This window comes from Ligilactobacillus hayakitensis DSM 18933 = JCM 14209, assembly GCF_000615845.1.
Lineage (GTDB): Bacteria > Bacillota > Bacilli > Lactobacillales > Lactobacillaceae > Ligilactobacillus > Ligilactobacillus hayakitensis.
Window position 1 is genome coordinate 1 of sequence record NZ_BAML01000008.1, and the last position, 12317, is coordinate 12317.

A 12317-nucleotide genomic window follows, 5' to 3' on the forward strand; every position below is an offset into this window, starting at 1 on the left:
TATCTTGTTAACTGCTTAAAAACTTGTCTGTCGCAATCAACGTATATAACTATACTAAGATATTAGATAATCGTCAACCCCATTTATGAATTATTTTCCCCTCACTTTATTCGTGCCGTATCAAACATTTGTGCACAAAATAACTTTTATATTTTCGTCAAATCCATATAAAATTTTTTTAAATCATCATTAATCTTCTCTTGTTATAAAAAATACGAATTTTAAAAAAATATTTTTTTATAAAAAAAGAATCAAAGATATTATATCTTCGATTCTCATAACTAATAATTAGGCTTCAACACGGGCTAGGAAATACTTCTTCTTTCCGCGTCTAACAATGACAAATTTTCCATCAAAGTTTGCAGCGGGATCAATTTCAAAGTCTAATTCAAAAATTCGTTCACCGTTAATACGAATAGCTCCATTTGTAACATCTTCTCTTGCTTGACGTTTTGATGGTTCAATTCCGCATTCAACTAACCAATCAACAATATTCTTTTTATCAGAAGTTACTGTAACATTAGGCATATTCTTGAAACCTTGTTCGATTTCGCTTGCAGTTAAATCTTTAACTTCACCTGAGAATAATGCTGCTGAAATATGTTCAGATTCTGTAACAGCATCTTGTCCATGTACAAATGCTGTTACCTCTTGAGCTAATTTTCTTTGTGCTTCGCGTTTTTCTGGTTGTGTTTTAACTTTTTCTTCAAGTGCTTCGATTTCTTCTTTTGATAAGAACGTAAAATACTTCAAGTATTTTACAACATCTCGATCATCTTGGTTTAACCAGAATTGATAAAATTCGTAAGGTGTCGTCTTTTCTGGATCTAACCAAACTGCTCCACCAGCAGTTTTACCAAATTTTGTTCCATCAGCTTTTAACATCAATGGAATTGTAAGGGCGTATGCTTGAGCTTTACTTCCTTCAAGTTTGTGAATCAAATCAATTCCTGCAGTAATGTTACCCCATTGATCTGAACCACCAATTTGTAATTGAACATCTTCATTTTTCCATAAATGGTGGAAGTCAATCCCTTGAAGAATTTGGTATGAGAATTCTGTAAATGAAATCCCATTTTCTAAACGACTAGCAACAACTTCTTTATTTAACATTGTATTAATATTAAATAACTTACCATAATCACGTAAGAAATCTAATAGACTTAATTTTGATAACCAATCATAGTTATTTACAATTGTAATGTTATCTTTTCCAAACAATTTCTTCATTTGAGCAGTTAAAGCTTCCTCATTATGCTTAACTTGTTCCATTGTTTGTAATGTACGTTCTGAGTTACGACCTGATGGATCACCAATAGAACCTGTTCCTCCACCAATCAAAATGTGTGCACGATGACCAGCTAATTGGAATCGTTTCAACATCATAAATGGAATTAAATGACCAATGTGCAAACTGTCTCCTGTAGGATCAGTTCCACAGTAAATCCCAACTGATTTATCTTCAAGTAACTTTTCTAAGCCTTCTTCATCTGAAAGTTGATTGATAGCTCCACGCCATCTTAACTCTTCTAAAATATTAGACACGTATTTTTCTTCCCTTCAATAAAGTATTTTAAAAATAAAAAGTCCCTAATACAATTAAGTATTAGGGACGAATTTTTCCGCGGTACCACCCAAGTTGCTGAAAATATGTCTTCAGCCATCTTTTGCATTGATAACGTAAATGACCCGAAATAACTCCATAGTGTAATTCACCCAACAATATATCCTAGTTCCCAGCACCACTAAGTCTCTTAAAAATTGATTGTTGCGCTACTTATCTATTTCTTCGTTATGAATAAGTATATCTTATGTTAAAGCTTGTTAAAAGTCAATAACCTTAATCCGTCTTTTTTTGACATTCTTCGCAAATTCCATAAACTTCATATTGGCTATTCAAAATTTGATAGTTCGTTACTTTTTTAGCATATTCTTCCAATAATTGATATTGACTATCATAAACATCAACTATGCGACCGCATTTTACACAAATCACATGATAGTGTGGTTTTTCAAAATAATCGTACCGCGTCTTGCCAGTGTTATCTGGAGCAACTTCAATAACTAAATTATGCTTTAAAAAAATCTCCAATGTGTTATACACTGTCGCCAAACTCATCTTCAATCCACTTTTAAGTACATACGAATAAATCATATCGATTGAAGGATGCTCATTAGAATTCATTAAATATGCCAAAATAATTTTCCTTTGTGGAGTATTTTTAATTCCTTTACTCTTTAACTTTTGAGCGGCTGCTAATTTCATTTCATTTTCTTGCATCTATATTCCTCCCCGCACATTTCCTAGAAAAAATATCGTTGAAGCAGTATGGTTATTTTTTTTTAAAACGACTGAAATTCGACTTGACAAAATTTGTTCCAATCCTCCAGTGAATAATAATCGTATTTCAATTATCAAAAGGCACATCATAAATCCCAAAATCAAATATTCACTGATATGCCCCGTGCGATAAAAAGCAATTTTTCCTCCAAAAGAAAGAGGCGATTTTCCAAATGGCCACAACCACTTAACTCCTCGTTGTGAAAAACCATCTTCTATTAGATGCATCAAATATCCGTACAATATCCAAAATGGAGCTAAACGAATCGATGGGGCTAAATAATTTATCTGGATAAGCCGTAAAAAAATATATACTACCCCCATCCCCAAAAGTGAATGCGTAATTCCTCGATGCCCCATGGCTTTATTGGTTACATTACTTACTATTTTGTGGCGTCTACCTAAATAAGATTGGGGATGATCAATGTCCGGAAGTAAAGAACCTATAAATAAGGCCCCCATGTTAACAACTGATAGTTCATCAACTAAAAGCATTGTTGGTATTCCGGCAGAAAAGGTTGTAATAATATGTGTTTTTGCCTGCATTTTTTCCCTCAGTATTATAATTATTATCTCCATTATCTTGCAAATTATAAATTACCGCAAATAAAAAAAGAGAAAACCTTTAATTTTTTGTTTTCTCTTCTAGATATAAATTATAATTCTGCTTTAATTTGATGAATCATTTCTAATTCTTCATTTGTAGGTACTAAAAGAATTTTCGCAGAAGATTCTTCTTTTGAAGTAATTCCTTCTTGATTTTGATTATCAAGAGTCACATCCATCTTCAAACCAAGAACTGCGAGCTCTTCTATAATTCGTTGACGGAGCCATGGATTATTTTCACCAATTCCTCCGGCAAATACAACTGCATCAACATGCCCTAACTCTACAAAGTACCCGGCAACATATTTAACGATACGATTTACAAAAATATCAATCGCAAGCTTAACTTGTTGATCTTGATCTTGCTTAGCTGCTAAATCACGCATATCTGAGGATAATTCAGAAACCCCTAATAAACCTGATTTTTGATTTAACATCATTAATACTTCTTCAGCTGACATTTCTAATTTATTCATTAAAAATGGCACTAATGATGGATCAACATCCCCTGCACGAGTTCCCATTGTCAATCCAGTTAATGGGGCAAATCCCATTGACGTGTCATATGCCTTTCCATTTTTAATAGCTGCAATTGAAGCACCACCGCCAAGATGTAAAGCAATCATATTAATTTTATTTTGATCCATGCTTAACAATTCAGCAGTACGTTTTGTTAAATATGTATGACTAATTCCATGTTCTCCATAACGACGAATTTGATATTTTTTCGTATATTCATATGGCAAACTATAAATAGCGTTGAATTCTGGAATATCTAAAAAGAATTTACTATCAAAAACAGCGTATTGAGGTGTATTTGGCATGACATCTTGCATCAACTTGATATAACGTGTTTCCATTGGATTATGCAACGGTGCAAAATCTTTCATTCCTTCTAAATCTTCAAAATTACTTTCATCAATCTTAGTTGCTTTAGTAAACTTTTCGCCACCAGCTACAACACGATGACCCACAGCTTTAATTTTATCTAATGAAGTAATCTTCATTTCTTGAATTTTTTCAATAATCATTTCAGCTGCCTTTTCATATGAAAGATTATCAATCGTTTCTTCATAGACTTGATCTTTAAATTTAATTTCAAAACTTGAACCCGGATTCATCATTCTTTCAATTGAACCCTTTGCAATTAATTCTTCACTTTGTTCTTCAAATAATTTCCACTTTACAGAAGAACTTCCAGCATTCATCAATAAGATATTCATTTCTTTTACGGGATTTAAATCGAGTTGATTTCCAGTTTTCACCCGCACCTTTCATAAATTTACCCTAAATGGCTTGGTTCAACTCTTTGCTTTATTAATTATAACAAAACGTTTGTAACTTTTAGTAATACTTATGTAAAAAAACTCTATTTTTTTATTTTTTTCAACAATATTTTAATTAAATTATAAAAAAATTATTGCCTTTATATTACAAAAACTTCATTTTTCTCAAAATCTAATCCCCGTTATATCAACATTTCTACCATTAATATTACAAAACATTACATAAATCCCTAAAATAGTAATTTTGCTATTATCCTCTTGTTATATTAATTGTCTATACTTAAAAACGTTAAGAAATGATAAAAAGACTTTTTAAGTCAATTACGAAATAGATAAATTTATTTTTACAGGAGTGTATTATTTTATGAAAAAAAATACAGTATTAGCTTCAGCAGTTGCTTTAACAGGATTATTCTCATCAACAGTTATTGCTAACGCAGATACAATTACAGTTAAGGAAGGCGACACACTTTCAAAAATCGCTAAAGAAAACAAGACCACGGTTGAAACTCTTGTCAAAGCTAACAAAATTTCTAACGCTGATTTAATTTTTGTTGGCCAAGAGCTTGAAACTGAATTAAAAGATGCTGATAAGAACACTGACCAACAAGTAAGCGATCAATCAAACACTGGTTCTGTTCAAAGTTCAACAAACACTAATGTAGTTGGTTCAACTTACCAAGCACCTGCTGCTACATCAAGTAACTCATCATACAGTTCATACTCTTCAAATGTTGGTGGCAACGATGCTGCTGCAAAAGCATGGATTGCTCAACGTGAATCAGGCGGTAGCTACACTGCTCAAAACGGTCAATACATCGGTAAGTACCAATTAACTGCTTCATACCTTGGTGGTGATTACTCACCTGCTAACCAAGAACGTGTTGCTGACCAATATGTTGCTAACCGCTACGGTTCATGGTCAAATGCTAAGAGTCACTGGTTAGCAAACGGCTGGTACTAAGATTTATATTTAATATTTATACTTTGACTGCTTTAAACTAAGTAAAAAGAGGCTAATTAATTTTAGCCTCTTTTATTTTACTATTTTTCGCTTTTTTCTAATTATTACATATAAACCAACCAAAATAACAATACATGAAATGACAATAACGGCTCGTTGATTATCACCTTTTAAGATCGCATCCCCACCAACTGCATAAATAACCGCACTTGGTAAAATTCCAATTCCAATCACACCAATCAATTTTGAAAATTTAACCTTCATTTGATTTGCGGCAAAATTTACTAAAAATGATGGAATAAACGGTATCATATATCCTAAAATTAATCCCATCATCGGATACTTAAATTGCAACAAATCATCTAACAATTTAGATTTTTTGGTCCTATCAGATAATTTAATCTGTGATAAAGTCATCCAAACAAGGATATTTCCTAAAAGATTCCCAATCCAATTAATTGTTGTTCCTAAAACCGGGCCATAACAAAGTCCATTAAATATACAAACGATTGAACTAGAGAGTCCTGGAATTGCATACATGATTGCTGTCAATCCAATTAATACCATTCCATCTTCTAATCCATGTGAACGTACACTTTTTATTAATTCTGATTGCGTAAAATGTCCTCTTATTAACATTTGAATTTGTGGTTGAAAATCATGATATAATTTCCCTACCAGAAGTATCCCCACACTTATTCCCAAAAATATTAATAGCCACTTTTTTCCTTTCATTTTTTCCTCCATTACACTTTCATCCAAACAAAAAGGAGAAACTATTCGTCTCTCCTTTCATTATATTACATTATTTTCCAAAAATTAATCTTTGTCGTTTACGTAGACTTCATCGTTGACTTCTTTCGCATCTATCAGATCATCACCATCGATTCGGCTAGCAATCGCCCAAACATAAAAGAAAATTGAAGCGATAATAATTACCACAAAATCTAATGGGAACTTAATCCAATCTTGCCCCCCAAAGCCTACACTACCAACATATGACATTGTTGAAATGAAAATTAAGTAAACAATTATCCACATGCTTCCTTTTAGCTGGGTTTTCCAGTGAACTTTATTATATTTAATATCATAATATAGATACATTGGTAATCCAATTAAAACAACAAAAATAACTTCGATTGTTGTTGGCCACATTGCCCAGTAAATAACTAAACTTGTAAGGACAAATGATAGTGGTGCAATCCAACTTAAATGTTTTGATTTGAACGGACGCTTAAATTCTGGACGCATTTTACGTAATGCCACCGCTGTTACTGGTCCAGTTAAATAAGCAATAAAAGTTGAAATTGAAACAACTGTTGCTAATTTAGACCAGTCTCTAAACACATAAACTAAAGCTGTTGCTAAAACCAAATCAGCAATCATTGCGTAACGTGGCACTAAATAACGACGTTCCAACTTACCTAACCATGAGGGAACGTGTTTACTCTTAGTCATTGCCGCCAAAGTTCTAGCAGAAGTTGCCGCAAACGTAACCCCTGTGCCAAATGGTGAAACAAATGCATCAACATATAGTAAAATTGATAACCAGTTTAATCCTGCTAATAATGCTAAATCAGCAAAAGGTGACGCAAAATTAACTCCATGCCATCCCTTAGTTGCAATTGTTTCAGGGTTAATAGCACCAATATATGTAATTTGGAGTAATACATATATCACAGCAGTGATGGAAAGCGAAATTACAACCCCTTTAAAAATGTTTTTTTCAGGCTTTTCCATTTCGCCTCCCATATTGATTACCGTTTGAAAGGCATCATATGAAAGAATGATTCCTGAAACAGTAGTTGCTTCAAAAACTGAACGAATTCCATATGGCATAAATGTTGAAGTACTATGACCAAAATTTTCGGGATGAAATCCTGTCCAAATTAAAACAATAATTACTAACGCTGGAACTAATAACTTAAAGAATGAAATTAAGCTTGTAAAACGCGTAAGCACTTTTACTGACCAGAAATTAATCAAAGTAAAAATAATCATAAAGATAATAACAATTCCTAAACCTTTTGTTGTAATCGTTCCGTTTTCAATATATGCATGAGTCCAATTGGCCCATTTCCAAGGCCAAGTACTCATATATTGAACAGATGCAACAGCTTCAATTGGAATCAACGTAATTAGTGATACCCAATTGGCCCACGCAGCAATGAAACCCAAAAGCGGTCCATGACTATATTGAGCATAGCGACTCATCCCACCGCTTTCCGGAAACATTGTCCCTAATTCCACGTAATTAAATGCAATCAACATCATTATCACGGCACCAAGGATCCACGAAATCGTCGCAGCTGGACCTGCTACTTTAGCAGCCTCACCTGACCCAAATAGCCATCCAGAACCAATTAACGAACTGAGCGCTAGCATGATTCCAGAAAAAAGACTAATCTTTTGTCTATTTTTATTCATTTTTAAACTCTCCAAAAAAGTATTTAGTACTTAAAATTATATCATAAATTTAATTTCCAATTAACTTATTTAACCAAAAACACTTTATCCTTAATAAAATCTATAGCTGGATGCACCAAGGTTAATTGGTGCACCTCTTTTACCTGCGCTTTTTGCCAAAAAAGTTTAGAATTCGTTGCTCCATTTTTTTCACCAATCACAATCAATCTACCTTGCCATTGATTTTGTCGTAGATATTTTAAAATTTGATAATCAGTTTCCTCTGTATCAGGTGCCCATTCCAAAATAATATTTTCTACTGATTCTCCATATTCTTTAACTGCTTCTAATGCATCAATTTGTTCAACTTTTACCCAAGGTGTTGGACTTTGAATATCTTGTCCTTGCCACTCAAAATTATCTGTTGCTTTAATTTCAGGAATAAATTTAGCTAACGCGCCATTGCCTGCCATTAATTGCAACGTTTTCTTTTTATCAAGAAACTTCTCCAATTCGAATACAAATTCTTGACTGAAAATATGCCAAAGTCCATATGTTTCAATCACCACTTGCCGTAAATCTAAAAGTCTATCTTGAATTTCTAAAATATCAGGACAAAATGATAATGCATCAATAATTTCATCCTCACTAAATTCTAAGTTAACTATCTTATCTGGAATTTCCTGTCTTGCTAAACCATTAAGTACAGTTAAACAAAAAGTAATTTTTTCTTGGAGTTTAAGAAAATTAGGATATTTTTTTTGATATTTAACCAATTCATTGATATATTGTTCCATTATGTTCTTCCTTTCGTATTCACTTTCCATATTTTATAGCAAATTTGATATAATATATAAAGAATTTTTTTAGAAATGAGGATATCAGATATGATAAGAGAAATTAATCGCGATATTACATCATTAAAACAAAAAAGTACACCTGCAAGCAAAAAAGATTTAGCCATCGCTACTGATTTACTTGACACACTTGAAGCTAATAAAGAAATTTGTGTTGGTTTAGCCGCAAATATGATTGGCGAACACAAAAATATCATTGCTTGCCGCTTTGGTGAACTAAACGTCGCTATGATTAATCCTAAAATCACTAAAAAATTTAAACCTTATCAAACTAAAGAAGGTTGTCTTAGTTTAGATGGAACGCGTCCAACAAAACGCTTTGAAAATATTGAAGTAACCTACTTTAATATTGATTTTCAAAAACAACATGCTAAATTAGATGGTTTTAACGCGCAAATCGTTCAACATGAACTTGATCATTGCCAAGGAATCATCATTTAATATTTACAGGGGGAAGAAAATTTGTCAATTAAACGCCATATTAAAATTTTTTCACATAACGATTTAGATGGTTTTGGCGCACCGGTATTACTCCAAACGCTCCAACCATATTTATTTAAAAACGTTGAATTTGATTTAACTACAATTTCAGCTGGAAGATTAGATCAAGAACTTTCTTATTGGTTTAAACAACCCACTTTAAGTCAATATAGTGATGTTTATATCGCTGATATGACACCTGATAGTGAATACTCATTTCAATTATTAGAACAACATTTTTCTAATCACTGGATGATTTTTGATCATCACGAAACTGAAGCTGATTTACGCCGTAAATATCACGAAAACTGCATTAGCCCTATTAATGAAAATATTAATCCGAGTGCAACAAGTTTAGTTTGGGATTGGGTCAGTCAAAATGTTAACTTTTCCAACGTCCCTACTAAAAAGCAAAACGAATTAAAATTTCTTGTTGAATTAATTCGTGCTTATGATACTTGGGATTGGGTTAATGATCCTAAATTACCAGCTGAAACTAAGCAAGCTGCAGATGAGTTTAATCAACTCTTTTGGTTTTACCCATTAAATAGTTCTCAAGATTTCGTTGCATCAGTCTTTAATACTGGCTGGAATGTATATCGTCAACAAAACAATTTATTAATCAACACTTTAAATGGTCGTCGTAAAAGATATCTTGATTCTCATCTTAAGAGTGCGACAACTTTTAAATTTGATGATTATACCCTTGGAATTGTTTATGCAAGTGATTACAAATCTGAAATCGCGCATGAATTTTTGCAAACACATGATATTGATGCTGCATTAGTTATCGATAATCATCGCATCTCACTTCGAAGTAATGGTCGCTTAGATGTAGCTAAATTTGCCGAAGAACACTTTAATGGTGGTGGTCATTCGGATTCAGCTGGTGGCTTACTTGAACTTAATCCTATTCTTGAAGGTGAAAAAGTTGTAATCCAAGACATTTTACACAACTTAGAATTAAGTAAAAAATTGAAAAAGCAAGAAGAAAATGAACCCAATGCAACATTTGCTGATAATTTAGACCCTGAAACAGCTGCTAAATTAGCCCAACTATTTGGCAATGATTAAGTTTTTGCTTTAAGCGCTAAATTTTACACAATTTTTTCTTTACTGCAGGTTAAAAATATGATATTTTCTTATCTAAAGATATTATATAAAGGAGTGTTTCGATGAGACCAAGAATTGCAATTCCAGCAGATACATTAACTGAGGCAACCAATGTCATTAACGAGCGTAATGCCCCATTTGCCCCTAGACCTGCTATTGAAGCGATTGTTAAATCAGGGGGTGTCCCTGTGATTTTACCAAGTGTTGATCCTAAATTCGTTGAAGATTATATTGATTTATTCGATGGAATTATTTTCGCTGGTGGCTTTGATGTTGATCCGACTTTCTTTGGTGAAGAACCTCACCAAAAATTAGGTGCTACTTACCGTAAGCGTGACTTATTTGAAATCGCATTACTGAAAGAATCAATCAAAGCAAATAAAGCAATCATGGGAATTTGTCGAGGAATGCAAATTATTAATGTTGGCTTAGGTGGAACTTTATACCAAGATTTATCTGAAAATCCGAATTCCTTTATTAAGCATTCTCAAAATGCTCCAGGAAACCTTCCATCACACCACGTTAATGTTGCAAAAGATAGTACTTTATTTAACCTTGTTGGTGAACGTCCTTACGTTAATTCTCGTCACCATCAAGCACTTAAAGATATTGCTCCTAGCCTTAAAGTTGTCGCTACTGCTGACGATCATGTCCCAGAAGCAGTAGAATCAATCGATGGCAATCAAATTTTAGCTATTCAATGGCACCCTGAAAATATGTTTAAGCACTATGAATATTCTCAAAAGATTTTTGCTGATTTAATCGCACGTTCAAAAAAAGTTGCTGAAAAAACACGTAAATAAAAAATAGACTGAGAAATTTAATTCTCAGTCTATTTTTTTATTTAGCGTTTAAAGCAGCCATTGTAATGTAGTTGTATGGTTGGTTAAAGTGTGGTAAGAAGAAGATATCTAATAGGCTTAACTTATCAATTGTTACATGTTCTTGAATTGCTAATGAGAACATATGAACTGCCATTGAAATATCCGCCTTAGAAGCAAGTTGAGCTCCGACTAAACGGCGACTTGATTTTTCATAAACTAAGCGAATCTTAACCTTATCATTGTTTTTCATGAAGCCAGGTTTTTGTAAATCTTCAAAATCACTGTATTGAACTTCAATGCCAAATTTTGGTGCACTTTGAACCGAAAGACCTGTTGAAACAAGATTCAAACCGAAAATTGAAATCCCATTTGATCCTTGAACCCCAATTGCTTCAAGGGGTGTTCCACCGATATTATGACCTGCTAAGATACCAGAACGAACTGCATTAGAAGCTAAAGCAATGTATGTGTCAGCATCAGCGGCATTAGAATAAATAGTTGCACAATCCCCTGCAGCATAAACTGCTGGATCGCTAGTTTGTTGATGTTTATCAACTTTATATGCGCCATTAGCAAATAGTTCTAGATGATCTTTTCCTAAAACATTATTAGGGCCAAAGCCAATTGCATTAATAACCATATCAACATCAAAGCTATTGCCATCTTTAGTTACAACTTGGTTTACACGTCCATTTGCGTCACCTTTATATTCTGAAACTAATTCACCAAAATGTAATTCTAATCCATGTTCTTTCAAGTTTTCTTCCATTAAACTTGAAAATTCTGGATCATAATAGTTTGCTAAGCAAGTTTTTGCGGCATCAAATAAAAGAACTTTTTTGCCACGACGTTTTGCTGCTTCAGCAACTTCAACCCCAATATATCCTGCTCCAATAACGGCAACTGTATTAACATCTTCTTTAGCCAATTCCTTGTCTACAGCTTGACCTTCTTGGAATAGCTTCAAAAAGTGAATGCCATCTAAATCTTTTCCGGGTACATTTGGAGAAATTGGACGTGACCCAGTTGTTAATAAAAGATGATCATAACTAACTTCGAAATCTTCTTTTCCATCTAATGGATGTGCATAGACAACTTTTTTATCAAAGTCAATATGACTTACTTCTGTTTGCATATGGATGTCTGCGCCTTTTTTTGCGAATTCTTCTTCGCTTGTATAAAATAATCCATGATAATCATCAATTTGACGACCAACCCATAAGGCTGTTCCACAACCTAAATAACTAAGATTTGAATTGCGATCAATCATTACTACTTCTTGATCTTTATAATTATCTAATAATGTATTTGCTGCAGCGATTCCTGCATGGTTAGCACCAATAATAACTGTTCTTGACATTTGACAAGACCCCTTTCATGTTACCGTTTTCATTACACTTATATTGTAGAATGATTATCATATAAATACAAGGTTCACTC

The 12317-nt window shown here is 33.1% G+C and carries 12 protein-coding genes and 1 other annotated feature; of the genes, 4 read left to right on the forward strand and 8 right to left on the reverse strand.

Annotated elements, in window-relative coordinates; genetic code table 11:
• Positions 1–288: 288 nt before the first annotated feature.
• The 4 genes from tyrS to JCM14209_RS03445 form a co-directional block, all read right to left on the reverse strand.
• Positions 289–1545: a tyrosine--tRNA ligase gene (gene tyrS, locus JCM14209_RS03430; RefSeq protein ID WP_025022200.1), complete on the reverse strand. Its 1257-nt coding sequence runs from the start codon at positions 1543–1545 to the stop codon at positions 289–291.
• A 60-nt stretch (positions 1546–1605) separates the two neighbouring features.
• Positions 1606–1799: a binding site (T-box leader), on the reverse strand.
• Between the two features lie 41 nt (positions 1800–1840).
• Positions 1841–2281, reverse strand: coding sequence for a Fur family transcriptional regulator (locus JCM14209_RS03435; RefSeq protein WP_025022201.1), 441 nt, complete (start codon positions 2279–2281; stop codon positions 1841–1843).
• Complete coding sequence (locus JCM14209_RS03440; RefSeq protein WP_025022202.1) at positions 2282–2887, reverse strand: metal-dependent hydrolase; 606 nt, start codon at positions 2885–2887, stop codon at positions 2282–2284. It abuts the gene before it with no gap.
• A gap of 110 nt (positions 2888–2997) precedes the next feature.
• Complete coding sequence (locus tag JCM14209_RS03445) at positions 2998–4170, reverse strand: acetate/propionate family kinase (RefSeq protein ID WP_035519874.1); 1173 nt, start codon at positions 4168–4170, stop codon at positions 2998–3000.
• A gap of 427 nt (positions 4171–4597) precedes the next feature.
• On the opposite strand from JCM14209_RS03445, the gene apf reads away from it, so the two are divergent.
• A complete protein-coding gene (gene apf, locus JCM14209_RS03450; RefSeq protein WP_025022204.1) occupies positions 4598–5197 on the forward strand; it encodes an aggregation-promoting factor in 600 nt (199 codons plus the stop codon).
• A gap of 72 nt (positions 5198–5269) precedes the next feature.
• Here the strand turns inward: apf and JCM14209_RS08945 are convergent, their stop codons facing one another.
• The 3 genes from JCM14209_RS08945 to JCM14209_RS03465 all read right to left on the reverse strand — a co-directional run bounded on the left by JCM14209_RS08945 (position 5270) and on the right by JCM14209_RS03465 (position 8400).
• A complete protein-coding gene (locus JCM14209_RS08945; RefSeq protein ID WP_051523377.1) occupies positions 5270–5932 on the reverse strand; it encodes a TVP38/TMEM64 family protein in 663 nt (220 codons plus the stop codon).
• An 84-nt stretch (positions 5933–6016) separates the two neighbouring features.
• A complete protein-coding gene (locus JCM14209_RS03460; RefSeq protein ID WP_025022205.1) occupies positions 6017–7624 on the reverse strand; it encodes an APC family permease in 1608 nt (535 codons plus the stop codon).
• A 65-nt stretch (positions 7625–7689) separates the two neighbouring features.
• On the reverse strand, positions 7690–8400 hold the full coding sequence (locus JCM14209_RS03465) for a hypothetical protein (RefSeq protein WP_051523379.1): 711 nt from the start codon (positions 8398–8400) through the stop codon (positions 7690–7692).
• A gap of 90 nt (positions 8401–8490) precedes the next feature.
• On the opposite strand from JCM14209_RS03465, the gene JCM14209_RS03470 reads away from it, so the two are divergent.
• From JCM14209_RS03470 to JCM14209_RS03480, 3 genes are all read left to right on the forward strand, one after another.
• A complete protein-coding gene (locus JCM14209_RS03470) occupies positions 8491–8901 on the forward strand; it encodes a peptide deformylase (protein ID WP_025022207.1) in 411 nt (136 codons plus the stop codon).
• Between the two features lie 21 nt (positions 8902–8922).
• Complete coding sequence (locus JCM14209_RS03475; protein WP_025022208.1) at positions 8923–10014, forward strand: phosphoesterase; 1092 nt, start codon at positions 8923–8925, stop codon at positions 10012–10014.
• Positions 10015–10115: 101 nt separating this feature from the next.
• Complete coding sequence (locus tag JCM14209_RS03480; RefSeq protein WP_025022209.1) at positions 10116–10856, forward strand: gamma-glutamyl-gamma-aminobutyrate hydrolase family protein; 741 nt, start codon at positions 10116–10118, stop codon at positions 10854–10856.
• A gap of 37 nt (positions 10857–10893) precedes the next feature.
• On the opposite strand, the gene nox is transcribed toward JCM14209_RS03480, so the two are convergent.
• Entirely contained in the window at positions 10894–12237 is a 1344-nt protein-coding gene (gene nox / locus JCM14209_RS03485; RefSeq protein WP_025022210.1) for a H2O-forming NADH oxidase, read from the reverse strand.
• Positions 12238–12317: the final 80 nt, after the last annotated feature.

What these genes read in the sequence shown, in the direction of transcription:
- JCM14209_RS03435 (WP_025022201.1), bottom strand. Translation starts at nt 2,281, where the DNA reads ATGCAAGAAAATGAAATGAAATTAGCAGCCGCTCAAAAGTTAAAGAGT.
- JCM14209_RS03440 (WP_025022202.1), bottom strand. Translation starts at nt 2,887, where the DNA reads ATGCAGGCAAAAACACATATTATTACAACCTTTTCTGCCGGAATACCA.
- JCM14209_RS03445 (WP_035519874.1), bottom strand. Translation starts at nt 4,170, where the DNA reads ATGAATATCTTATTGATGAATGCTGGAAGTTCTTCTGTAAAGTGGAAA.
- apf (WP_025022204.1), top strand. Translation starts at nt 4,598, where the DNA reads ATGAAAAAAAATACAGTATTAGCTTCAGCAGTTGCTTTAACAGGATTA.
- JCM14209_RS08945 (WP_051523377.1), bottom strand. Translation starts at nt 5,932, where the DNA reads ATGAAAGGAAAAAAGTGGCTATTAATATTTTTGGGAATAAGTGTGGGG.
- JCM14209_RS03460 (WP_025022205.1), bottom strand. Translation starts at nt 7,624, where the DNA reads ATGAATAAAAATAGACAAAAGATTAGTCTTTTTTCTGGAATCATGCTA.
- JCM14209_RS03465 (WP_051523379.1), bottom strand. Translation starts at nt 8,400, where the DNA reads ATGGAACAATATATCAATGAATTGGTTAAATATCAAAAAAAATATCCT.
- JCM14209_RS03470 (WP_025022207.1), top strand. Translation starts at nt 8,491, where the DNA reads ATGATAAGAGAAATTAATCGCGATATTACATCATTAAAACAAAAAAGT.
- JCM14209_RS03480 (WP_025022209.1), top strand. Translation starts at nt 10,116, where the DNA reads ATGAGACCAAGAATTGCAATTCCAGCAGATACATTAACTGAGGCAACC.
- nox (WP_025022210.1), bottom strand. Translation starts at nt 12,237, where the DNA reads ATGTCAAGAACAGTTATTATTGGTGCTAACCATGCAGGAATCGCTGCA.